The 21,486-nt window shown below is 73.3% G+C and carries 20 protein-coding genes; 5 read left to right on the top strand and 15 right to left on the bottom strand.

Features of this window, described 5'->3' with window-relative positions:
• Positions 1 to 50: 50 nt before the first annotated feature.
• From ACPCUX_RS08320 to ACPCUX_RS08310, 3 genes are all read left to right on the top strand, one after another.
• The gene (locus ACPCUX_RS08320) at positions 51 to 1,430 is read left to right on the top strand and encodes a cryptochrome/photolyase family protein (RefSeq protein WP_423388539.1); all 1,380 of its coding nucleotides are present in this window, start codon (positions 51 to 53) and stop codon (positions 1,428 to 1,430) included.
• A 112-nt stretch (positions 1,431 to 1,542) separates the two neighbouring features.
• The gene (locus ACPCUX_RS08315; protein ID WP_043654229.1) at positions 1,543 to 1,911 is read left to right on the top strand and encodes an ArsR/SmtB family transcription factor; all 369 of its coding nucleotides are present in this window, start codon (positions 1,543 to 1,545) and stop codon (positions 1,909 to 1,911) included.
• The gene (locus ACPCUX_RS08310) at positions 1,908 to 2,396 is read left to right on the top strand and encodes an SRPBCC family protein (RefSeq protein ID WP_076405758.1); all 489 of its coding nucleotides are present in this window, start codon (positions 1,908 to 1,910) and stop codon (positions 2,394 to 2,396) included. The genes ACPCUX_RS08315 and ACPCUX_RS08310 overlap by 4 nt, the downstream gene beginning before the upstream one ends.
• A 249-nt stretch (positions 2,397 to 2,645) precedes the next feature.
• On the opposite strand, the gene allB is transcribed toward ACPCUX_RS08310, so the two are convergent.
• From allB to ACPCUX_RS08270, 8 genes are all read right to left on the bottom strand, one after another.
• The gene (gene allB, locus ACPCUX_RS08305) at positions 2,646 to 4,010 is read right to left on the bottom strand and encodes an allantoinase AllB (RefSeq protein ID WP_144722666.1); all 1,365 of its coding nucleotides are present in this window, start codon (positions 4,008 to 4,010) and stop codon (positions 2,646 to 2,648) included.
• Positions 4,011 to 4,052: 42 nt separating this feature from the next.
• A complete protein-coding gene (gcl, locus tag ACPCUX_RS08300; RefSeq protein WP_423388538.1) occupies positions 4,053 to 5,828 on the bottom strand; it encodes a glyoxylate carboligase in 1,776 nt (591 codons plus the stop codon).
• A gap of 44 nt (positions 5,829 to 5,872) precedes the next feature.
• On the bottom strand, positions 5,873 to 6,757 hold the full coding sequence (locus ACPCUX_RS08295; protein WP_423388537.1) for a 2-hydroxy-3-oxopropionate reductase: 885 nt from the start codon (positions 6,755 to 6,757) through the stop codon (positions 5,873 to 5,875).
• Positions 6,758 to 6,821: 64 nt separating this feature from the next.
• Positions 6,822 to 7,628: a hydroxypyruvate isomerase family protein gene (locus ACPCUX_RS08290; protein ID WP_034652231.1), complete on the bottom strand. Its 807-nt coding sequence runs from the start codon at positions 7,626 to 7,628 to the stop codon at positions 6,822 to 6,824.
• A gap of 211 nt (positions 7,629 to 7,839) precedes the next feature.
• Complete coding sequence (locus tag ACPCUX_RS08285; RefSeq protein WP_171468156.1) at positions 7,840 to 8,670, bottom strand: bifunctional allantoicase/(S)-ureidoglycine aminohydrolase; 831 nt, start codon at positions 8,668 to 8,670, stop codon at positions 7,840 to 7,842.
• A gap of 82 nt (positions 8,671 to 8,752) precedes the next feature.
• The gene (locus tag ACPCUX_RS08280; protein ID WP_423388536.1) at positions 8,753 to 10,102 is read right to left on the bottom strand and encodes a DUF6986 family protein; all 1,350 of its coding nucleotides are present in this window, start codon (positions 10,100 to 10,102) and stop codon (positions 8,753 to 8,755) included.
• Complete coding sequence (gene aceB, locus ACPCUX_RS08275) at positions 10,102 to 11,748, bottom strand: malate synthase A (protein WP_085387606.1); 1,647 nt, start codon at positions 11,746 to 11,748, stop codon at positions 10,102 to 10,104. The genes ACPCUX_RS08280 and aceB overlap by 1 nt, the downstream gene beginning before the upstream one ends.
• A gap of 44 nt (positions 11,749 to 11,792) precedes the next feature.
• The gene (locus tag ACPCUX_RS08270; protein ID WP_137280992.1) at positions 11,793 to 13,289 is read right to left on the bottom strand and encodes an NAD-dependent malic enzyme; all 1,497 of its coding nucleotides are present in this window, start codon (positions 13,287 to 13,289) and stop codon (positions 11,793 to 11,795) included.
• Positions 13,290 to 13,418: 129 nt separating this feature from the next.
• On the opposite strand from ACPCUX_RS08270, the gene ACPCUX_RS08265 reads away from it, so the two are divergent.
• Complete coding sequence (locus ACPCUX_RS08265) at positions 13,419 to 14,231, top strand: IclR family transcriptional regulator (RefSeq protein ID WP_051028102.1); 813 nt, start codon at positions 13,419 to 13,421, stop codon at positions 14,229 to 14,231.
• Positions 14,232 to 14,300: 69 nt separating this feature from the next.
• On the opposite strand, the gene pucL is transcribed toward ACPCUX_RS08265, so the two are convergent.
• Genes pucL through uraD form a run of 3 tightly spaced genes read right to left on the bottom strand, consistent with a single transcriptional unit; the run spans position 14,301 to position 16,103 of the window.
• Positions 14,301 to 15,239: a factor-independent urate hydroxylase gene (gene pucL / locus ACPCUX_RS08260; RefSeq protein WP_021480425.1), complete on the bottom strand. Its 939-nt coding sequence runs from the start codon at positions 15,237 to 15,239 to the stop codon at positions 14,301 to 14,303.
• Between the two features lies 1 nt (position 15,240).
• Positions 15,241 to 15,609 carry a hydroxyisourate hydrolase gene (gene uraH, locus ACPCUX_RS08255; protein ID WP_021480424.1) on the bottom strand — a complete coding sequence of 123 codons (369 nt, stop codon included), beginning with the start codon at positions 15,607 to 15,609 and terminating at the stop codon, positions 15,241 to 15,243.
• Positions 15,606 to 16,103, bottom strand: a complete 498-nt coding sequence (uraD, locus tag ACPCUX_RS08250; RefSeq protein WP_021480423.1) for a 2-oxo-4-hydroxy-4-carboxy-5-ureidoimidazoline decarboxylase — start codon at positions 16,101 to 16,103, stop codon at positions 15,606 to 15,608. The genes uraH and uraD overlap by 4 nt, the downstream gene beginning before the upstream one ends.
• A gap of 194 nt (positions 16,104 to 16,297) precedes the next feature.
• Here uraD and ACPCUX_RS08245 point away from each other — a divergent pair, with 194 nt between their 5' ends.
• Complete coding sequence (locus ACPCUX_RS08245) at positions 16,298 to 17,176, top strand: serine hydrolase domain-containing protein (protein ID WP_423388535.1); 879 nt, start codon at positions 16,298 to 16,300, stop codon at positions 17,174 to 17,176.
• A gap of 101 nt (positions 17,177 to 17,277) precedes the next feature.
• Here ACPCUX_RS08245 and ACPCUX_RS08240 read toward each other — a convergent pair whose 3' ends face one another.
• From ACPCUX_RS08240 to gatC, 4 genes are read right to left on the bottom strand one after another with little or no spacing between them, the layout of a single operon-like run.
• Positions 17,278 to 17,883 (bottom strand): GNAT family N-acetyltransferase, encoded by a 606-nt coding sequence (locus tag ACPCUX_RS08240; protein ID WP_043654210.1) that lies wholly within the window; start codon positions 17,881 to 17,883, stop codon positions 17,278 to 17,280.
• 5 nt (positions 17,884 to 17,888) lie between these two features.
• Complete coding sequence (gatB, locus tag ACPCUX_RS08235; protein ID WP_021480421.1) at positions 17,889 to 19,394, bottom strand: Asp-tRNA(Asn)/Glu-tRNA(Gln) amidotransferase subunit GatB; 1,506 nt, start codon at positions 19,392 to 19,394, stop codon at positions 17,889 to 17,891.
• On the bottom strand, positions 19,391 to 20,929 hold the full coding sequence (gene gatA, locus ACPCUX_RS08230; RefSeq protein WP_085387601.1) for an Asp-tRNA(Asn)/Glu-tRNA(Gln) amidotransferase subunit GatA: 1,539 nt from the start codon (positions 20,927 to 20,929) through the stop codon (positions 19,391 to 19,393). Before gatA ends, gatB begins: the two co-directional genes overlap by 4 nt.
• A 1-nt stretch (position 20,930) precedes the next feature.
• A complete protein-coding gene (gene gatC / locus ACPCUX_RS08225) occupies positions 20,931 to 21,227 on the bottom strand; it encodes an Asp-tRNA(Asn)/Glu-tRNA(Gln) amidotransferase subunit GatC (RefSeq protein ID WP_021480419.1) in 297 nt (98 codons plus the stop codon).
• Positions 21,228 to 21,486: the final 259 nt, after the last annotated feature.

Genomic DNA, 21,486 nt, shown 5'->3' with positions numbered 1-21,486 from the left:
CTGCGATGCTCCCACCGGCGTGCACCGCCTGCGACCGTTAGCGTGGCCGGATGCCGACGCTCTGGTGGTGCCGCCGCGACCTCCGCCTCGCCGACAACCCGGCCCTCGTCGCGGCGGTGCAGGCCGCCCGGGACGCGGACGACGAGGTCGTCGCGCTCTACGTGCTCGACCCCCGCCTGTGGGGCGCCGCGGGCGACCCGCGCCGCGCCTACCTCGCGCGCAGCCTCGCCGCGCTCGACGAGGCGACGGGCGGCCGGCTCGTCGTCCGGCACGGCGACCCGCGCGCCGTCGTGCCCGCCGTCGCGCGCGAGGTCGAGGCGCGCGAGGTGCACGTCGCGGCGTCGTTCGAGCCCTACGGCGTCGCCCGCGACGTCGCGGTCGAGGAGGCGCTGCCCGACGCCGACGCGCACCTCGTGCGCACCGGCTCGCCCTACGCCGTCGCGCCGGGGCGCCTGCGCACGCGCACCGGGACCCCGTTCCAGGTCTTCACGCCGTTCCGCGACGCGTGGGTCGAGCACGGCTGGCGCGACCCGGCGCCGAGGCCGCGCGACGTGCCGTGGGCCACGCTCCGGTCGGACGGCGTCCCCGCCGACCCCGGTACCGACGCCCGGCTCCCCGCGGCGGGCGAGGCCGCGGCGCGACGGCGCTGGCGCGACTTCCTCGCGGACCACCTCGCGGGCTACGCGACCGAGCGCGACCGCCCGGACCGGCCCGCGACGTCGGGCATGTCGGTGCCGCTGAAGTGGGGCGAGCTGCACCCGCGCACGCTCCTCGCCGACGTGCGGAGCGCCCTGCACGACGGCTCCGCGCCGTCCGACGACGCGCTCGCCTACCGCTCCGAGCTCGCCTGGCGCGAGTTCCACGCGGACGTCCTGTACCACCACCCGGGGGCGGCGCAGCAGTCGTTGCGGACCGTCGTCCCGGAGGACGCGTGGGCGGAGGGTGCCGCCGAGGACGCGTACCTCGCCGCGTGGGCCGAGGGCCGCACGGGCTACCCGCTCGTCGACGCCGGGATGCGCCAGCTCCTCGGCGAGGGGTGGATGCACAACCGCGTGCGGATGGTCGTGGCGTCGTTCCTCGTCAAGGACCTGCACGTGCGGTGGCAGCGCGGCGCGGAGCACTTCATGGCGCACCTCGCGGACGGCGACGTCTCGCAGAACCAGCTCAACTGGCAGTGGGTCGCGGGGACCGGCCGCGACGCCGCGCCGTACTTCCGCATCTTCAACCCCGTCACCCAGGGCAAGAAGTTCGACCCCGACGGCACGTACGTGCGCCGGTGGGTGCCGGAGCTGCGGGAGGTCGAGGGCCGGGCGGTCCACGAGCCGTGGACGCTGCGCGAGCTGCCGGCCGGGTACCCCGAGCGGATCGTCGACCACGCCGTCGAGCGGAAGGTCTCGCTCGACGACTTCGAGCGGGCCCGGCGCGTCTGACGCCTCTTTCTCAACCAAAGGGTTGACGACTCTCCGAGTGCGGCGTAGCGTCGTTGTCAACCGATGAGTTGATGACCGGACGCCGCACCCCGGCGCCCCACGAGGAGGTCCCGTGACGGCCGACCCGCTCTCCCGCGTGTTCTCGGCGCTCGCCGACCCCACGCGCCGCGACATGGTGGCCCGGCTCGCGTCGGGAGACGCCAGCGTCGGCGAGCTCGCCCGGCCGTACGACATGTCCGTCCAGGCGGTGTCCAAGCACCTGCGCGTGCTCGAGGACTCCGGCCTGGTGACCCGCACGACGGACGCCCGGCGCGCCCCCGTGCACCTCGAGGCGGAGGTGCTGGACCTCATGACGAAGTGGATCGAGCGCTACCGGCGCGAGGCCGAGGACCGCTACCGCCGCCTCGACGACGTCCTGCGCGACCTGCCCGACCGACCGGGCACCACCGAGAACGACCCGACGACAGGAGCAGCACCATGACCACCACCGGCACCCACGAGACCGAGATCGTCGTCCCCACGGACCTCCCGATCGTCCGCATCGTGCGCGAGTTCGACGCGCCCGCGGCGAAGGTCTTCCGCGCCCACCTCGACCCGGAGCTCTTCGCGCGCTGGAACGGCCCGCGCTACCTCACCCAGCGCAACGAGCTCTGGGACGTGCGCACGGGCGGCGCGTACCGGTACGTCCAGGTCGACCCGGACGGCAACGAGTACGCGTTCTTCGGCAGCGTCCACGAGGTGCGCCCCGACGAGCTCATCGTCCAGACGTTCACGTTCGAGGGCTTCCCCGACGGCGTCTCGCTCGACCGCCTCGTGTTCGAGGACCTGCCCGACGGCCGCAGCCGGCTCACCGCGACGTCGCTCGTCGACTCGTTCGAGGGCCGCGACGGCTTCGTCGCGAGCGGCATGGAGGTCGGCGTGCGCGAGGGCTACGAGCAGCTCGACGAGCTCCTCGCGGATTCCTGACCCCCACGCCCTCCACCCCGCCGAGGTAGAGCCCTGGTCCGCCGAGGTAGAGCCCTGGTCCGCCGGGGTAGAGCCGTGGTCACGACCACGGCTCTACCCCGGGCGACCACGGCTCTACCTCGGCTGACCCGGGCTCTACCAGCGCGCGACGAGGGGCGGCACCCACCAGCGGTGCCGCCCCTCGTCGTGCGCGGGTCAGGTGGTTCCCCGTGCCCGGCCCCCGCGGCCGGGCACGGGAGTCTCAGCCCCTCACGCGTCGCCGCGCGAGAGCAGGCGGCCCGTGGGGCGGTCGAGGGTGATCTCCTCGCCCCGCAGGTACGTCGCGACGACGGCGCCCGAGAGCGCGCGGTCGGCGTACGGCGTGATGGGGTTCTTGTGGTGCAGGGCCTTCGGGTCGACGACGAACGCCGTGTCCGGCTCGACCACCGCGAGGTCCGCGTCGAAGCCGAGCGCGATCGAGCCCTTGCGCCGCAGGCCCGCGACGGCCGCCGGGCGAGCCGACATCCACTCGACGACGCGCGCGAACGGCACGCCGCGCGTCCGCGCCTCGGTCCACACGATCGCGAGCCCGAGCTGGAGCGACGACACGCCGCCCCACGCCGTCCCGAAGTCGCCCGTGTCGAGCTCCTTGAGGTCGGGCGTGCTCGGCGAGTGGTCCGAGACGATGCAGTCGATCGTGCCGTCGAGCAGCCCCTCCCAGAGCAGCTCGCGGTTGTCGATCTCCCGGATGGGCGGGCAGCACTTGAACTGCGTCGCGCCGTCGGGGATCTCCTCGGCCGCGAGCGCCAGGTAGTGCGGGCACGTCTCGACCGTGAGGCGCACGCCCTCGCGCTTCGCGCTCCGGATCATCGGCAGCGCGTCCGAGCTCGACAGGTGCAGCACGTGCGCGCGCGCCCCGGTCCAGCGCGCCGCCTCGATCACGGCGGCGATCGCGACGTTCTCCGCGCCGCGCGGGCGCGACGCGAGGAACGTGTCGTAGTGGTCGCCGTGCGGGGTGGGCGCCCGCTCGATCGCGCGCGAGTCCTCGGCGTGCACGAGCATGAGCCCGTCGAAGTCGGCGAGCAGGCGCAGGTCGGCCTCCAGCTCGTCCGGCTCGAGGTACCCGAACTCCTCGACCCCCGAGTGCAGCAGGAAGCACTTGAACCCGAACACGCCCGCGTCCCACAGGGGCCGCAGCTCGTCCGCGTTGCCGGGCACGGCGCCGCCCCAGAACCCGACGTCGACGAACGCCTGGTCGCGCGCGACCTTCTGCTTGGTCTCGAGCGCCTCGACGTCGACCGTCGGCGGGATCGAGTTGAGCGGCATGTCGACGATCGTCGTCACCCCGCCCGCGGCGGCGGCCCGTGTCGCGGACGCGAAGCCCTCCCACTCGGTGCGCCCCGGCTCGTTCACGTGCACGTGCGTGTCGACGAGCCCGGGGACCAGCACCTGGTGCGGCCCCAGCTCGACGACGCGCGCGCCGTCGAGCCCCGCGCCGAGCGGCTCGATCGCGCGGACCACTCCCCCGACGACACCCACCTCGCGCGGGTGCTCGCCACCGGCGACGAGCACGCGCTCGCCGCGCACGACGAGGTCGTACTCGTGCCCGCGACCGCTCACCTCACCCGTGCCCATCGCGCCCTCCGTCATGTCTCCTGCTCCCTGGGTGCGGCGTGCTCAGTCGAGCAGCGCGGTGGCGGTGGGGGCGTCCTCGGCCGAGATCGCGAGGTCCTCGAACTCGTTCACGCCGGTGATCTCGACGCCCATGGCGATGTTCGTGACGCGCTCGAGGATGACCTCGACCACGACCGGCACGCGGAACTCCGCCGCCATGGCCTGCGCCTTCGCGAACGCCTCGCCGAGCCCCTCGGGGTCGGTCACGCGGATCGCCTTGCAGCCCAGCCCCTCGGCCACCTTGACGTGGTCGACGCCGTAGCCGCCCAGCTCGGGCGAGTTGACGTTCTCGAACGAGAGCTGGACGTGGTAGTCCATGTCGAAGGCCCGCTGCGCCTGGCGGATCAGGCCCAGGTAGGAGTTGTTCACGACGACGTGCACGTACGGCAGGTTGAACTGCGCGCCGACCGCGAGCTCCTCGATCATGAACTGGAAGTCGTAGTCGCCCGAGAGCGCGACGACCGGCTCGTCCGGCACGGCCTTCGCGACACCGAGCGCCGCCGGCCCCGTCCAGCCGAGGGGCCCGGCCTGGCCCGCGTTGATCCAGTGCCGCGGCTTGTACACGTGGAGGAACTGCGCGCCGGCGATCTGCGAGAGCCCGATGGTCGTGACGTAGCGCGTCTCGGGGCCGAAGGCCTTGTTCATCTCCTCGTACACGCGCTGCGGCTTGATGGGGATCTCGGTGAAGTGCGTCTTGCGCTGCAGCGTCCGCTTGCGCTCGGCGCACTCGGCCGCCCAGTCCGCGTAGTCGCGCGCACGGCCGGCGTCGCGGCGCTCGCGCGCGACCTCGACGAACAGCTCGAGGGCCGCCTTCGCGTCCGACACGATGCCGTAGTCGGGCGCGAACACGCGACCGATCTGCGTCGGCTCGATGTCGACGTGGACGAACGTGCGGCCCGCGCGGTACGTGTCGAGGCCGCCCGTGTGGCGGTTGGCCCAGCGGTTGCCGATGCCGAGCACGAAGTCGGACGCGAGCAGGTTCGCGTTGCCGTAGCGGTGCGACGTCTGGAGACCGGCCATGCCGGCCATGAGCGCGTGGTCGTCCGGGATGACGCCCCAGCCCATGAGCGTGGGGATCACGGGGACGCCGAGCGTCTCGGCGAGCTCGACGAGCAGGTCCTCGCCGCCCGCGTTGACGATGCCGCCGCCCGCGACCAGCAGGGGACGCTCCGCCGCGAGCAGCAGGTCGATCGCCTTCTCGGCCTGGGCGCGCGTCGCCGTCGGGCGGTGCACGGGCAGCGGCTCGTAGGTCGCCGGGTCGAACTCGATCTCCGTGAGCTGCACGTCGATCGGCAGGTCGACGAGCACCGGGCCCGGGCGGCCCGAGCGCATGAGGTGGAACGCCTGCTGGAAGACCTGCGGCACCTGCCCGGCCTCGAGGACGGTCTTGGCCATCTTCGTCACCGGAGCGGCGATGCTCGCGATGTCGACGGCCTGGAAGTCCTCCTTGTCGAGCTTGGCGACCGGCGCCTGGCCCGTGATGCAGAGCATCGGGATCGAGTCGGCCCACGCGGCGTAGAGGCCGGTGATCATGTCGGTGCCCGCGGGGCCCGACGTGCCGATGCAGATGCCGATGTTCCCCGGCTTCGCACGGGAGTAGCCGTCGGCCATGTGCGACGCACCCTCGACGTGGCGGGCGAGCACGTGGTCGATGCCGCCGTGCGCGCGCATCGCGGAGTAGAAGGGGTTGATGGCGGCGCCGGGCAGGCCGAAGGCCTGGGTCGCGCCCTCGATCTCGAGGATCGCCACTGCGGCGTCCACCGCACGCATACGAGGCATGGTTTCTCTCCTTGCTGGAGGTGACGTCGTCGTCAGGGGGAAGGTCAGGAGCCGTCGCGGCCGGACAGGCGCTCGACGCCGCGGAACAGGCCGGAGTGGTCGAGGCCGCCGTCGCCGTTCGCGCGGGCGGAGGCCATGAGCTGGGCGACGAGGCCGCCGAGCGGCGCGACGACACCCGCCTCGCGGGCCGCGGCGGTGACGATGCCGAGGTCCTTGTGGTGGAGCTCGACCCGGAAGCCGGGGCCGAAGTCGCGGTCGAGCATCTTGCGCGCCTTCTGGTTCAGCACCGCCGAGCCCGCGAGGCCGCCGCCCAGGACCTCGATCGCGGCCTCGGTGTCGACGCCGTAGGCCTCGAGGAAGACGACCGCCTCGGCAAGCGCCTGGATGTTCGCGGCGACGATGAGCTGGTTCGCGGCCTTGACCGTCTGGCCGGAGCCGTTCGGGCCCACGTGCACGACCGTCTTGCCCACGACGTCGAGGAACGGCTTGGCTGCCTCGACGTCCTCGGGCGTGCCGCCGACCATGATCGACAGCGCGGCGTTGATCGCGCCCGGCTCGCCGCCCGAGACGGGGGCGTCGACGATCCGCAGGCCCGCGTCCTTCGCCTGCTGCGCGAGCGCGACCGTGACGTCCGGGCGGATCGAGGAGAAGTCGACGACGAGCGCGCCGGGCTTCGCGTTCGCGAGGACGCCGTCGTCGCCGGTGAGCACCGCCTCCACGTCGGGCGAGTCCGGGACCATGATCGCGACGACGTCGGCGCCCGAGACCGCGTCGGCGACCGACCCGGCCGCGCGACCGCCCGCCTCGACGAGCGGCGCGGTCTTCTCGGGGCTCCGGTTGTAGCCCGCGACGTCGTGCCCGGCGTTCTGCAGGTGGACGGCCATGGGGCTGCCCATGATGCCGAGTCCGATGAAGGCGATGGAGGCCATGGTGTGCTCCTCTGGGTGGTTCAGGTCGGGGGTCGGGGCGGCCGACGGACGGCCGGGGGTCGCGTCAGCGCTCGGCGGCGGGGAGCCACGCGAACGGGTCGGCGGCCGCGGTCTTGTACTCGAGGCCGATCCAGCCGTCGTAGCCGCCGGCGCGCAGGTCCTTGGTCCAGCGCTCGATCGGCAGGTCGCCCGTGCCGGGCTCGCCACGACCGGGCGCGTCCGCGACCTGCACGTGCGCGATGCGGCCGCGGTAGGTCGACAGGGCCGCGTCGACGTCGTCGCCGTTGACGGCCAGGTGGTAGACGTCGAACAGGAGACCGAGGTTCGTCTCGCCGTGGTCGGCGGCGACCCGGTCGATGACGCGCACCGCGTCGGCCGCGGTCTTCAGCGGGTAGGCCGGCGCGCCGCTCACGGGCTCGACGAGCACCGTGCCGCCGATGCGCCCGACGGCCCGCGCCGCGAGCGCGAGGTTCTCGGCGCCGAGCTCGTCCTGCGCCTCGGGCGTCTCACCCTCCTGGCGGTTGCCGTAGAGCGCGTTGAACGCGCGGCAGCCGGTGCGCTCCCCGATCGCGGTGACGACGTCGAGGTTCGCGCGCAGGTCGGCGGAGCGCGCGGGCCACGACACGAGGCCGCGGTCGCCGCCGGGCATGTTCCCGGCGTCGAAGTTCAGGCCCGTGAGCTGCACGCCCGCCGTCTCGATCGCGCCGACGAACGCGTCCACCTCGTCGCGGGCGGGCGTGGGCGACGCGAACGGCCACCAGAACTCGACGCCCCGGAACCCCGCCGCCGCGGCGGCGGCCGGCCGCTCGAGCAGCGGCAGGTCCGTGAGCAGGATCGAGCAGTTGACGGTGTACGTCGGTGCGGGGCTCATCGTCGTCTCCCTGGGTCCGTCCGCGTCTCGCGACCTTGCGATTCCATTCTGCGGAACTTTTCTTCTGCTGTATGGAAGTGTAGGCATGCCCGTCACCGGGCGTCAACAGCGCCACCGCCGTCGGCCCGGAGCGCACGGACGACGAAGGGCCCGGCCCCTCCAGGGGGACCGGGCCCTTCGCGGGTCATCGCCGACGAGCGACCGACGGCCGTCAGCGGCGACGGTCGAGCTTGACCTGCCGGTTCACGTCCTTGTAGAGCAGGTAGCGGAACGGCTTGGGGCCGCCCGCGTAGCAGGCCTGCGGGCAGAACGCGCGGAGCCACATGAAGTCGCCCTCCTGGACCTCGACCCAGTCGCCGTTGAGGCGGTAGACCGCCTTGCCCTCGAGCACGTAGAGGCCGTGCTCCATGATGTGCGTCTCCGCGAACGGGATGGACCCGCCGGGCTGGAACGTCACGATGTTGACGTGCATGTCGTGCGCGAGGTCGTCGGGGTCGACGAACCGCGTCGTCACCCACACGCCGTCCGTGTCCGGCATCGCGCGCGGCTCGACGTCCTGCTCGCGCGTGACGAACGACGTCGCGGTGTGGCCCGGGATCGGCTCGTACACCTTGCGGATCCACTGGAACGCGGCCTTCGCGTCCGACCGGTTGTGCAGCGCCCACCGCTCCCCCGCCGCCAGGTACGCGTACCCGCCGGGGTCGAGCACGTGCTCGACCCCGGCGAGCGTGAGCACGAGCGTGCCCTCGGTGACGAAGACGACGGACTGCACGGTCTCCTCGTCCTCGCCCTGGTCCGACCCGCCGCCGGGCGAGACCTCCATGACGTACTGCGCGAACGTCGTCGCGAAGCCCTCGATCGGCCGGGCGAGCACCCACAGCCGGGTCTTGTCCCACCCGGGCAGGTTGCTCGTGACGATGTCGCGCAGCACGCCGCGCGGGATCACCGTGTACGCCTCGGTGACGATCGCGCGGTCGGTGAGCAGCTCGGTCTGGCCGGGCAGGCCACCCTGCGGGGTGTAGTAGGGGGTGGTCTGGGTCATGGGGTCACTCCTCGGAGGTCGTGGCCGTGCCGGTGGCGGTGCCACGGCGGGCGGCGGGAAGGATGGGAGGGCGGGCGGGCGCTCAGCCCGCGACGGGCTGCGGCGCGCGCCCGGAGACGCGGACCGCGTCGAGCCCGGCACGGTCGAGACCGGTCGCGGTGCGGACCTCGGTCTCGGTGAGCGCGCCGCAGTCGACGCCGCGTCCGAGGAACCAGGCCATCGCCTTGGCCGTCGCCGGCTCGTCGAGGACGCCCCCGGCGTCGGGCACGAACCCGACGTACGCCGCGAGGCGCGCGAGCGCCGACGCCGCGCCCTCGCGGTAGAAGGCGTACGTCGCGGCGAACCGGCTCGGGAGCTGCGCGGGGTGCAGGTCCCAGCCCTGGTAGTACCCGCGCTCGAGCGAGCGGCGCACGAGCCGCCCGTGCAGTCGCCACGCGGCGTCGACGGCCTGGGGGTCACCGACGGGCAGGACGTTCGTCGACCCGTCCGACAGGCGCACGCCCGTGCCCGCGACGGCGAGCTGCATGACCGACTTCGCGTGGTCGGCCGCGGGGTGCTCCATCGACTGGTACGCCGCGGCGATGCCGAGCGACGCCGAGTAGTCGTACGTGCCGTAGTGCAGCGCCGTGACACGACCCGGCGCGGCGTGCACGAGGCGGGCGACCGTCGCCGTGCCGTCGGCCGCGAGCAGCGCCTGCGGCGTCTCGACCTGGACCTCGAACCGCAGGGTGCCCGGTTCGAGGCCGTTCGCCTCCTCGACGTGCTCGCACGCGCGGGCCATCGCCTCGACCTGCTGGGGCGCGGTGACCTTGGCGAGCGTCACGACGAACCCGTCCGGCAGGGCGCGGGCCTCGCCGGCCGCGACGCGACCCGCGACGACCTCCGCGACGAACAGCGCGAGGGTGCGCACGCCACGTCGGCGCGTCGCCTCCTCGAGGCACTTGATGCGGATGCCCGCGAACGGCGTCGCGGTGCCCTGCGCCTCGGCCCGGACGAGCTCGCGCGCCGCCGCGATCACCGCGGCGTCCTCCGCCGCGTCGCCGCGGTCGCCGAACCCGTCCTCGAAGTCGATTCGGAGGTCCTCGATCGCCTCGACCGCGAGCTTCGCGCTCACGCGCTCCGCGACGGCGTCCGCGAGGTCGCCCCCAGCTCCCTCTCCGACGCCCAGCAGGTCCACGAGCCGACGGACGCCGCCCGCGCCGTCGACCGCCTCGCGCGCCCGGGCCGCCCACTCCGGCGCGAGGCCGGCCGCATACCGGTCGCCCGGCACGTAGACGGTGTGCACGGGCTGGCGCGAGCCGTCGTCGCCCGGGTAGCGGGCCGCGAGCTCCGCGTCCCAGGGCGCGAGCAGCCCGTCGAGCGACGCGTGCAGCGCCGCGACGCCGTCCTCGCTGAAGCCGCGGACCGAGCCCGCCTCGGGACCGGCCGGCATCAGGACGCGTCCTGCTCGTGCGCGACGACGTCCTCGTACGCGGGCAGCGTGAGGAAGTCGACGTAGTGCTCGTTGAGCGCGATGTCCTCGACGAGCGCCGCCGCCCGGTCGTACGGCCCGGCGTCGTAGGCCTCGTGCCCGACGTCGTCCCGCAGCCGCGCGGTCTCCTCGCGCAGGAGCGTGCGGACCAGGTCGGCGGTGACGGTCGTGCCCGCGCTCTCGCCCGCGGTGAACGACGCGCCCGAGCGCACCCACTGCCACACCTGCGAGCGCGAGATCTCCGCGGTCGCGGCGTCCTCCATGAGGTTGTGGATCGCGACCGCGCCGTTGCCCGCGAGCCACGCCGCGACGTACGCGACGGACACGTAGAGGTTGTTGCGCAGCCCGGCCTCGGTGACGTCGCCCTGCGCGGACGCCACGTCGAGGAGCTGGTCGGCGGTGACGTGGACGTCGGGGCGCTGCCGGTCGAGCTGGTTGGGTCGCTCGCCGAGCACCCCGTCGAACACCTCGCGGCACACCGGCACGAGGTCCGGGTGCGCGACCCACGACCCGTCGAAGCCGTCGCCGGCCTCGCGCTGCTTGTCGGCGCGCACCTTCTCGAACGCCTGGGCGGTGACCTCGGGCTCGCGGCGGTTCGGGATGACGGCCGCCATGCCGCCCATGGCGAACGCGCCGCGCCGGTGGCACGTCTGCACCAGCAGCTCGGTGTACGCGCGCATGAACGGCGCGGTCATCGTGATGGACCCTCGGTCGGGCAGCGTGAACGACGGCCCGGAGTCGCGGAAGTACTTGATCACGGAGAACAGGTAGTCCCAGCGGCCCGCGTTGAGCCCGGACGCGTGGTCGCGCAGCTCGTAGAGGATCTCGTCCATCTCGAACGCGGCCGGGATCGTCTCGATGAGGACCGTCGCCCGGATCGTCCCGTGCGGGATGCCGAGCGCCTGCTCCGCGTGCGTGAAGACCTCGTCCCACAGGCGCGCCTCGAGGTGCGACTCCATCTTCGGCAGGTAGTAGTACGGCCCGGAGCCGCGCGCGACGAGCTCCGCGGCGTTGTGGAAGAAGTGCAGCCCGAAGTCGACGAGCGCGCCCACGGCGGGCGTCCCGTCCACGGTGAGGTGCACCTCGTCGAAGTGCCACCCACGGGGCCGCACGACCATGACGGCGAGCGGGTCGCCGTCGGTCTCCGGGCGCAGCGCGTACTGCTTGCCCTCGGGCGACGTGAACGCGAGCGTGCGGCGCGTCGCGTCGTGCAGGGCGACCTGCCCCCCGACGACGTTGCTCCAGTGCGGCGTCGACGCGTCCTCGAGGTCGGCGAGCCAGACCTTCGCGCCCGAGTTGAGGGCGTTGATCGCCATCTTGGGCGTCGGGGGCCCGGTGATCTCGACGCGGCGGTCTCGGAGGTCGGCGGGCGCGCCGGCGACCGTCCAGTCCCCCGCGCGCACGTCGGCGGTCTCGGGCAGGAAGTCGAGGCGACCCGTGCGGGCGACCTGCTCGCGCCGCGCGGCCCGGGCGGCGAGCAGCTCGTCGCGGCGGGCGCCGAACCGGCGCTGCAGGTCGGCGACGAAGTCGAGCGCGTCCGGCGTGAGGATCTCGTCGGACCGCTCGACGGCGGGTCCGTGGACGGCGACGGCCGTGGTGGTGGTCATGGTGGTGTCCTTTCTGCGGGGCGGGCCGGGCTGACGAGGGTGCGTCAGGACCGGGCTGCCGACCCGACGTGGTGGCCCGACGTGCTGCTCTCCTGAGCCTGGCCCGCGCGGTCGCGCTCCGCGACCTCGGCGACGGCGCGCGCGACGGCCGTGGAGACGGCCGGCTCGAAGACGCTCGGGACGATGTAGCTCGCGCTGAGCTCCTCGGGCGCGACGGCGTCGGCGATCGCGACGGCCGCGGCGCGCAGCATCTCGTCGGTGATCTCGCTCGCGCCGACGTCCAGCAGGCCGCGGAAGAGGCCCGGGAAGGCGAGCACGTTGTTGATCTGGTTCGGGTAGTCGCTCCGGCCCGTGGCGACGACCGTCGCGTGCTGCGCCGCGGCGATCGGGTCGACCTCCGGCGTGGGGTTCGCCAGCGCGAAGACGATCGCGTCGTCGGCCATGGTGGCCACGTCGTCGCCCGTGAGGATGTTCGGCCCGGAGACGCCGATGAAGACGTCGGCCCCGGCCAGGCCCTCGCGCAGCGTGCCCGTGAAGCCGTCAGGGTTGGTCGTCTCCGCCAGGCGGCGGCGGTGCTCGTCGGTGAGGCTCGCGCCGGGGTGGATCGCGCCCTGGCGGTCGAACGCGACGATGTTGCCCGCGCCCTGGCCCTGGAGCAGCGCGATGATCGCGTTGCCCGCCGCGCCGACGCCGGAGACGACGATGCGCACGTCCTCGATGGCCTTGCCCACCACGCGCAGCGCGTTCGTCAGCGCCGCGAGCACGACGATCGCCGTGCCGTGCTGGTCGTCGTGGAACACGGGGATGTCGAGCTCCTCGCGCAGGCGGCGCTCGATCTCGAAGCAGCGCGGCGCCGAGATGTCCTCGAGGTTGATGCCGCCGTACACGGGCGCGATGGCCTTCACCGTGCGGATGATCTCCTCGGTGTCGGTCGTGTCGAGGCACACCGGCCACGCGTCGACGCCCGCGAACTGCTTGAACAGCGCGGCCTTGCCCTCCATGACGGGGAGGGCCGCGGCGGGACCGATGTCGCCCAGGCCGAGGACGGCGGTGCCGTCGGTCACGACCGCGACCGTGTTGCGCTTGACCGTCAGACGGCGCGCGTCCTCGGGCCGCTCTGCGATGGCCAGGCACACGCGCGCCACGCCCGGCGTGTAGGCGCGGGCCAGGTCGGCGCGGTGGCGCAGCGGCACCTTGGGGTTGACCTCGAGCTTGCCGCCGAGGTGCATGAGGAACGTCGCGTCGCTCACGTGCCGCACGGTGAGGCCGTCGAGCGCGCTCAGCGCGTCCCGGATCTGCTCCACGTGCGCGGCGTCGACGGTGTCGGCCGTGATGTCGACGACGAGGCGGTCGGCGCCCGACTCCGAGACGTCGACGCCCGTGATCGCGGCACCCGTCGCGCTCACGGCCGCGACGAGGTCGCTCGCCGTGCGGTGACCGCTGGGGGCCTCGACGCGCAGCGTGATGGAGTAGCTCGGGCTGGTCGCGGCGTTCTTCGCCGTCGCGGCCTGCGTCTCCGGGGCCTTCGTCTCGGACGTCATGTTCGTTCCTTCTTCTCGTATGCTGATGCGTGTCTTCCGTGATGCGGAAGGGAGCGCGGGAGGTTCCCGCACTGCTCAGGCGAGGTGCGCCCGCCGTCGGGCGGCACCTGGTGGACAGGAGATGGTGAGATGGCCGAGACCTCGGCGGCGACGGAGCCGACGGAGAGCGCCCCGGGCACGCGGCCGGCGAAGCCGGCCGGGGGCGTGCAGTCCGTGGACCGCGCGATCGAGCTGCTCGAGCTGCTCGCCGACTTCGGCGGCGAGTCCGGCCTGAGCGAGCTCGCGCAGCACGCGGGGCTCCCCCTGCCCACGATCCACCGCCTGCTGCGCACGCTGCTCGCCCAGGGCTACGTGCGCCAGACGCCGTCGCGGCGATACACCCTCGGCCCGCGCCTCATCCGGCTCGGCGAGTCGGCGGGCCGCCAGCTCGGCGCCGGCGCGCGCCCCTACCTGGAGCGCCTCGCCCACGACCTCGGCGAGTCGGCGAACCTCGCGATGATCGACCGCGACATGGCGGTCTACGTCGCCCAGGCGTCGTCGAGCCACTCGATGCGCATGTTCACCGAGGTCGGACGGCGCGTCTACACGCACTGCACGGGCGTCGGCAAGGCGGTCCTCGCCCAGCTCCCCGACCAGACGGTGCGCGAGATCATGGGCCGCGTCGGCATGCCGCCCGCGACGGACCAGTCGATCACCGACGTCGACGCGCTCCTCGCAGAGCTCGCCGCGACCCGCGAGCGCGGGTACGCGATCGACGACGGCGAGCAGGAGCTCGGCGTGCGCTGCTTCGCCGTCGCGGTGCCCGACGCCCCGACCCCCACCGCGCTGTCCGTCTCCGGGCCCGCGGCCCGCGTGACGTACGAGTTCGGCGAGCACGCGGTCCCGGTGCTGCACCGCGTCGCGAGCGAGCTCACGCGCGAGCTCATCACCGCGGCGCCCTGAGGCGGGCGCGCCCTGCCGGGCCGCGGGGGCTCCGCGGCCGGGCAGGGCGCGTCCGTCCGTCATGACGCCTCAGCAGAACCCGGTGACGGTCGCCCAGGCACGCGGCTCGGCCGGGACGTCCTCACGCAGGACGGTCGCCTCGATGAGACCGTACGGGCGGTCGGCCGCGTAGAAGACCTCGTTCGGGTTGTCGAGGCCGAACGGCGCCAGGTCCACGAGGAAGTGGTGCTTGTTCGGCATCGAGAACTTGATCTCCGCGATCTCCGGGACGGCCTCCAGGACGGCCTTGCCCATCGCGAAGAGCGTCTGCTGGAGCGCGAGCGAGTGCGTCGTCGCGAACGCCTCGAGCTGGATCGCGCGGACCTTCGCGTACACCGCGTCGAAGTCGACGTCCGTGGTCGTGTAGCGCCAGCGCGAGGTGACCGACGTCGCGAGGATGCGGTCGTCCGTCTCGACGAGCGTCGTGTAGCGGTCGCGGGGGAACCCGTGGAACTCCGAGCCCGTCGACTTGAGGACGACAAGGTCCGTGAGGCCCGAGACGACGAAGACCTCGTCGCCGTCGCGCTGCACGACCGTGGTGCGCGTCTCCTGGTTGTTGCGGACGAACGCGTGGTCGTGCTCGCCGTCCGAGGTCTCGATGCGGTTCCAGGAGTACTGCTCGATCTCCCAGCGCCCGCCCTCGATCCACTCGAAGTCCTCGACGAAGTGCTGCCCGAGGCGGATCGCGAAGTCCTCGATCGCGCCGACGCCGTCGCGGGCGAACGCGTAGATCGTGTTCTTCTGCGTGTCCGTCGCGACGCACCGGGAGTTGTCCCCCTCGCGGTGCGTGGCCTCCTGCCCGCCCCTCAGCTGTGAGGAGACGTTGACGTCCGTGATCTCGTGGCGGGGCGTGGAGCGGTCGACGCGCACGAGGCGCACCTCCGCCTTGCCCCACTGGTTGTCGCCCAGGACGATGGCCCCGCTGCTCTGCGTGGCCGCCGACTGCTCGGCAGTCGTGGTGGTGCTCATGTCAGCTCCCTCGATAGGTCGAGTAGGCGAACGGGCTGAGCAGGACGGGGACGTGGTAGTGCTGCTCAGCGCTCGCCACCCGGAAGACGATGACGACCTCCGGGTAGAAGGACACGGTGTCTCGCCGGTCGAAGTACTCGGCCGTGTCGAACACGAGCCGGTACGTACCGGGGACGAGGGTCTCGGGCCCGAGCTGGGGCACGCGACCGTCGTCGTTCGTGCGGGAGGACGCCACCAGGGACCAGCCCTGCCCCGTCGTCCCCTCCGCGATCTCCGGAGCCGCCTCCAGGCGGACGGTGATCCCCTCGGCGGGCCTACCGCTGGCCGCGTCGAGTACGTGCGTGGTGATGTGGCTGGCGTGGGTGCTCATGCCGTCAGCATTCCCTTCAGCCGCAGCGCGGCGATCTCGCGCAGGTTGCGGGCGGCGTTCGCCCGCTCGGTCTCGGCGTCGTTGCCCAGCCGCTCGGTGAGCTGCTCGAGGATCTCCTCGGCGCTGCGCCCGGCGGCCCGGACGAGGAACACGTGGCCGAACCGCTGCTCGTACGCGCGGTTCCCCTCGGCGAGCCGGCGCGTCACGTCGTCGTCGGAGGTGTCGACGCCGGCCTGCTCGGAGCGCGACATGCTCGCGTCCGCGGCCTCCCCCTCGGCACGCTCGCCGATCCGGGGGTGGCGCGCCAGCGCGGAGTCGACCTCGTCGTCCGTCCACGGGTCGGCGGCGGTGAGCGCCGCCTCGGCGGCGTCCTCCACGGTCGCGTACGGGCGCCCGGCCGCGACCTCCTCGGCCCAGCGGTCCACGTGGGCGCACGCGAGGAGCGCGTCCCGCGCCTCGTCCGGCGACCACCGGTTGAACTCGTCCAGCGTCATCGCTGCGTTCCCTCTCGACGACCGGGCCGGGCGGCACACGGCCCGACCTTCGGAGTGGATTCCACATCTCGGAAGTTTGTTTCCGTCTTATGAATGTACGTCGTGGGTCGGGTGATGTCAACCACGGTGCGTCCCGGCCACGCGTCGGTAATCCCGTCGTCCGCCGCGAGCCGGAGCCGCTACGTTCCTGCCCCATGATCGACGACCTCTGGACCGGCCCGCGCTGGGAGCGGCGGCTGCGCACCGCCGGCGTGCACGCGCTCGTCGTCGTGCACGCGGGGACCACCGAGCGCACGTGGTTCCGCCGGCACGACGGAGCGGACCGCCTCGCCAAGCTGAACTCGGTGACGAAGAGCGTCACCGGCATCCTCGCGGGCCTCGTCGACGTCGACCTGTCGTCCTCGGCGCTTGCGCACCTGCCGCACGTGCCGGTCGACGACGAGCGCAAGCGCGCCATCACCGTCGAGCACCTGCTGGGGATGACGTCGGGGCTCGAGTGGCCGGAGTTCGGCGCCTGGCGGGGCTCGGCCCCGCCGCTCACGGCGAGCAAGGACCTGCTGCGCGCCGTCGTGGAGCGGTCGCTGGTCGACGAGCCCGGACGCACGATGTGGTACTCCACGGGGTCCTCGCACCTGCTCGGTGCGGTGCTCCACCGGCGCACGGGTCGCAGCGTCGAGCAGCTGGCGGAGGAGCACCTCTTCCGCCCGTCGGGCATCCGCCGCTGGCGCTTCTACGCGGACCGGAACGGCTACAGCCACGCGGGCAACGGGCTGTGCCTCCTCCCGACCGACCTCGCGCGCCTCGGGACCGCCGTGCTGCGCGAGGAGGTCGCGCCGCTCGACTGGCTGCGCGAGTGCTGGCGCCCCCGCACCCGGACCTACCCCTGGATCGGCGCGTACGGCTGGCACTGGTGGGCCGACCCGGACCTCGGCATGGTCTTCGCCCTCGGCCTGGGCGGCCAGCTCCTGGCGCTCTTCCCCGACCAGGAGCTCGTGGTCGTCATGACCGGTGGCACGTCCTTCGAGGGCACGCTGGACGGCGTGGAGCTGCTGCGCCAGGCGTACCGCGCCTGACGGGCACGTCCGCGCGGCGAGGAGCCGGTGCAGGACGGGACGACGAAGGGCCCGGCAGCGGATGCTGCCGGGCCCTTCGTGCGGTCGTGCCCGCGGACGGCTCAGGACGCGCCGAGGCCCGCCCGGAACTCGTCCTCGAGGATGCTCATGACCGTCGCGTCCGCCCACCCGTCGCCGTCGCGGTAGACGTCGCGCAGTCGCCCCTCCTCGCGGAAGCCCAACGACTCGTAGAGCATCCGGGCGCGGGGGTTGATGCTCAGCACGTCGAGGCTCACGCGGTGCAGGCGCGGTCCCTCGTGCCGGACGCCGTCCACGTCCGTCGACCCGTCGAACGCGAACCGCAGCACCTCGAAGATGGCCTCGCGACCGTAGCCGCGCCCGCGGTAGTTCGGGAGCAGCGCGAGCCGCAGGTTCGCCGAGCGCGCGTGCTCGTCGAGGTCGTTGAGCACGATCTCGCCGATCAGCTCGTCGCTCACCGGCTGCCCGTCACGCACCGCGCCCGGCGTGATGGCCCAGTCGTACCGGCCGTCCCGGTCGCTGACGGTCGCCACCCACTCGTCGATCTGGTCGCGCGTGAAGGTCGCCGTCGTCCCCGTGAGCCGGTTGGCCTCCGGGTCCTGCAACGACTCCCACATGCGGTCCGCGTCCCGCGCCTCGATCGGGCGCAGACGCACCATCTCTCCCAGGACGACCGGTCCGCGCGTCACGGCGGTCAGCCGATCCGCTCGAGGACGAGCTCGCGCACGCGGCCCGCGTCCGCCTGGCCGCGGGTCGCCTTCATCACGGCACCGATGATCGCCCCGACGGGCCCGAGGTTCCCGCCCCGGACCTTTTCCACGATGTCCGGCTGCGCGGCGAGCGCCTCGTCGATCGCGGCGAGCAGCGCACCGTCGTCGGAGACGACCTCGAGGCCCCGGGCGGTGACGACCGCCTCCGGGTCCCCCTCGCCGGCGAGCACGCCGTCGAGCACCTGGCGCGCGAGCTTGTCGTTGATCCGGCCCGCGTCGACGAGGCCCTGCAGCGCGGCGATCTGCGCGGGCGTGACGGGCAGCGCCTCGAGCGCCACCTCGTCCTGCTTGGCGCGGCGCGCGAGCTCCCCCATCCACCACTTGCGCGCACCGGCCGGGCTGGTGCCCGCGGCGACGGTGGCCTCGATGAGGTCGAGCGCACCGGCGTTCACGACGTCGCGCATCTCGGCGTCCGCGTAGCCCCACTCGCCCTGGAGCCGACGGCGACGCGCGACCGGCAGCTCGGGGAGCCCCGCACGGATCTCCTCGATCCACTCGCGCGGCGGCGCGATCGGGACAAGGTCGGGCTCCGGGAAGTACCGGTAGTCCTCGGCGTCCGACTTCACGCGGCCCGACGTCGTGATGCCCGTGTCCTCGTGCCAGTGCCGGGTCTCCTGGATCACCGTGCCGCCCGCGTCGAGCACGGCGGCCTGGCGCGAGACCTCGTAGCGCACGGCCCGCTCGACGGAGCGGAACGAGTTGACGTTCTTCGTCTCGGTGCGCGTGCCGAGCGGCGACTCGGGCGTCGGGCGCAGCGAGAGGTTCACGTCGGCGCGGACGTTGCCGCGCTCCATGCGCGCCTCGGACACGTCGAGCGCCCGGAAGATGTCGCGCAGCGTCTGTACGTACGCGCGCGCGACCTCGGGGGCGCGGTCGCCCGCGCCCGTGATCGGCCGCGTGACGATCTCGACGAGCGGGATGCCGGCGCGGTTGTAGTCGACGAGCGAGTACTCGGCACCGTGGATGCGACCGGTCGCCCCACCCACGTGGGTGTTCTTGCCGGCGTCCTCCTCCATGTGCGCGCGCTCGATCTCGACGCGGAACACGGTCCCGTCCTCGAGCTCGACGTCGATCCACCCGTCGTAGGCGATGGGCTCGTCGTACTGGGACGTCTGGAAGTTCTTCGGGACGTCCGGGTAGAAGTAGTTCTTGCGCGCGAACCGGCACGTCTCGGCGATCTGGCAGTTGAGCGCGAGGCCGATGCGGATCGCATACTCGACGGCCTTGCCGTTGACGACCGGCAGGGCGCCCGGGAGCCCGAGCGAGACCGGGGTCACCTGGGTGTTCGGCTCGGCGCCGAAGCTCACCTCGGCCGGGCAGAACATCTTGGTCAGCGTGCCGAGCTCGACGTGCACCTCGATCCCGATGACGGGGTCGTAGCGGCGCGTGGCGTCGGCGTAGTCGACGAGGTCGACGGTCGTGGCGGTCATCCGACCTGGCCCTCCTGTGCGTTCGTGGCCGTGGGCAGCGCGGGCGCGCGGTCGAGCAGCGGGCCACCCCACGAGCCGACCAGGGCGGCCTCGAGGGCCGCGCCCACCCGGTACATGCGGTCGTCGGCCTTGGCCGGCGCGAGGATCTGGAACCCGACGGGCAGGCCGTCGTCCGACAGGCCCGACGGCACCGACATCCCGGGGACCCCCGCGAGGTTGGCGGGGATCGTCGCGACGTCGTTGAGGTACATGGCGAGCGGGTCGTCGAGCTTCTCGCCGAACCGGAACGCCGTGGTCGGCGCCGTCGGCGAGACGAGGACGTCCGCCTGCTCGAAGGCGGCGGCGAAGTCCCGCTGGATGAGCGTGCGGACCTTCTGCGCGCTGCCGTAGTAGGCGTCGTAGTAGCCGGCCGAGAGCGCGTAGGTGCCGAGGATGATGCGGCGCTTCACCTCGTCGCCGAAGCCCGCGCCGCGCGTGGCGGCCATGACGCGCTCCGCGGTCACGGGGCCCTCCTCGGGCTCCACGCGCAGGCCGAAGCGCATGCCGTCGAACTTCGCGAGGTTGCTCGACGCCTCCGACGGCATGATCAGGTAGTACGCGCCGAGCGCGTACTCGAAGTGCGGGCAGGAGACCTCGACGATCTCGGCGCCGAGCCCGCGCAGGAGGTCGAGCGACTGCGCGAAGCGCGCGCTCACGCCCTCCTGGTAGCCCTCGCCCGTGAGCTCCTTGACGACGCCGACGCGCAGGCCCGAGAGGTCGCCCGTGGCGCCCTGGACCGCGGCGTCGACGAGCGCCGGCCCGCGCCCGGGGATCGACGTGGAGTCGCGCGGGTCGTAGCCGCCGATGAGCTCGTGCAGCAGCGCGGCGTCGAGCACCGTGCGCGTGACGGGGCCCGCCTGGTCGAGCGAGGACGCCATCGCGATGAGCCCGTACCGGGAGACGCCGCCGTACGTCGGCTTGACGCCGACGGTGCCGGTGACGGCCCCGGGCTGACGGATCGAGCCGCCCGTGTCCGTGCCGATCGCGAGGGGTGCCTCGAACGCCGCCACCGCCGCGGCGGAGCCGCCGCCCGACCCGCCGGGGATCCGGTCGAGGTCCCACGGGTTGCGGGTGTTGCCGTACGCGGAGTGCTCGGTCGACGAGCCCATGGCGAACTCGTCCATGTTCGTCTTGCCGAGGATCGGCAGCCCGGCGGCGCGGATCTTCTCGACGAGCGTCGCGTCGTACGGCGGCACCCAGCCCTCGAGGATCTTGGAGCCGGCCGTCGTCGGCATGCCCTTCGTCACGACGACGTCCTTGACCGCGATCGGCACACCGGCGAGCCGGTGCACCGGCTCGCCCGCGACGCGGCGGTCGTCGACCGAGCGCGCCGTCGCCAGCGCCTCGTCGGTGTTGACGTGGAGGAACGCGTTGACCGCGCCCTCGACCGCGCCGATCCGGTCGAGGTGCGCCTGGGTGGCCTCGACGCTCGAGAAGTCGCGCGCCTCGAGCCCTTCGGCGAGCTCGGCCGCGGAGAGCCGTGTCAGGTCCGTCATCTCACTCCTCCCCGAGGATCTGCGGTACGGAGAACCGGCCGTCCTCCGCCGCGGGCGCGCCCGCGAGGACGTCCTCGACGGGCAGCGGCGGCTCGGGGATGTCGTCACGGAAGACGTTCGACATCGGGATCGGGTGGCTCGTCGCGGGGACGTCGGGCGTCGCGACCTCGCTGACCTTGGCGATGGCGTCGACGATCACGTCGAGCTCGCCGGAGAGCCGGTCCAGCTCCTCGGGTCGCAGATCGATGCGGGCCAGCGCGGCGACGCGCGCGACCTCGTCACGGGAGATGGTGGACATGCCCCCATTCTAGTGGGGACACGCGCCGTGGCCCGCCTCCGGCCGGCCCGCAGCCCGATCAGCCTGCGTCTGCCGGCGCTCGGTGGCGCAGCCACACCGCTCTGCCCGGCGTCCGGAGAAGCGTGGTGCGAGGTGCGCGCCCGGGGGCGCTGCCTCTGCTCCGGCTCGACGCCGGCACACCCCCCGCTCCGCGACGGCTCGGGCGGACGCCGGGGCCAGCGCCGACGCCGACGAGAGGGTCAGCCAAGACGGGTTCGCC

The sequence above is a fragment of the Cellulosimicrobium sp. AB352 genome, assembly GCF_049538415.1.
Taxonomy (GTDB): Bacteria; Actinomycetota; Actinomycetes; order Actinomycetales; family Cellulomonadaceae; genus Cellulosimicrobium; species Cellulosimicrobium funkei.
Note: the sequence above shows the minus strand (reverse complement) of the source record. Positions and strands in the feature narration are given on the sequence as shown.

Excerpts from the sequence above, each read along its gene's own strand:
- ACPCUX_RS08320 (WP_423388539.1), top strand. The coding sequence starts at position 51 with ATGCCGACGCTCTGGTGGTGCCGCCGCGACCTCCGCCTCGCCGACAAC.
- ACPCUX_RS08310 (WP_076405758.1), top strand. The coding sequence starts at position 1,908 with ATGACCACCACCGGCACCCACGAGACCGAGATCGTCGTCCCCACGGAC.
- allB (WP_144722666.1), bottom strand. The coding sequence starts at position 4,010 with ATGGGCACGGGTGAGGTGAGCGGTCGCGGGCACGAGTACGACCTCGTC.
- gcl (WP_423388538.1), bottom strand. The coding sequence starts at position 5,828 with ATGCCTCGTATGCGTGCGGTGGACGCCGCAGTGGCGATCCTCGAGATC.
- ACPCUX_RS08295 (WP_423388537.1), bottom strand. The coding sequence starts at position 6,757 with ATGGCCTCCATCGCCTTCATCGGACTCGGCATCATGGGCAGCCCCATG.
- ACPCUX_RS08290 (WP_034652231.1), bottom strand. The coding sequence starts at position 7,628 with ATGAGCCCCGCACCGACGTACACCGTCAACTGCTCGATCCTGCTCACG.
- ACPCUX_RS08285 (WP_171468156.1), bottom strand. The coding sequence starts at position 8,670 with ATGACCCAGACCACCCCCTACTACACCCCGCAGGGTGGCCTGCCCGGC.
- ACPCUX_RS08280 (WP_423388536.1), bottom strand. The coding sequence starts at position 10,102 with ATGCCGGCCGGTCCCGAGGCGGGCTCGGTCCGCGGCTTCAGCGAGGAC.
- aceB (WP_085387606.1), bottom strand. The coding sequence starts at position 11,748 with ATGACCACCACCACGGCCGTCGCCGTCCACGGACCCGCCGTCGAGCGG.
- ACPCUX_RS08270 (WP_137280992.1), bottom strand. The coding sequence starts at position 13,289 with ATGACGTCCGAGACGAAGGCCCCGGAGACGCAGGCCGCGACGGCGAAG.
- ACPCUX_RS08265 (WP_051028102.1), top strand. The coding sequence starts at position 13,419 with ATGGCCGAGACCTCGGCGGCGACGGAGCCGACGGAGAGCGCCCCGGGC.
- pucL (WP_021480425.1), bottom strand. The coding sequence starts at position 15,239 with ATGAGCACCACCACGACTGCCGAGCAGTCGGCGGCCACGCAGAGCAGC.
- uraH (WP_021480424.1), bottom strand. The coding sequence starts at position 15,609 with ATGAGCACCCACGCCAGCCACATCACCACGCACGTACTCGACGCGGCC.
- uraD (WP_021480423.1), bottom strand. The coding sequence starts at position 16,103 with ATGACGCTGGACGAGTTCAACCGGTGGTCGCCGGACGAGGCGCGGGAC.
- ACPCUX_RS08245 (WP_423388535.1), top strand. The coding sequence starts at position 16,298 with ATGATCGACGACCTCTGGACCGGCCCGCGCTGGGAGCGGCGGCTGCGC.
- gatB (WP_021480421.1), bottom strand. The coding sequence starts at position 19,394 with ATGACCGCCACGACCGTCGACCTCGTCGACTACGCCGACGCCACGCGC.
- gatA (WP_085387601.1), bottom strand. The coding sequence starts at position 20,929 with ATGACGGACCTGACACGGCTCTCCGCGGCCGAGCTCGCCGAAGGGCTC.
- gatC (WP_021480419.1), bottom strand. The coding sequence starts at position 21,227 with ATGTCCACCATCTCCCGTGACGAGGTCGCGCGCGTCGCCGCGCTGGCC.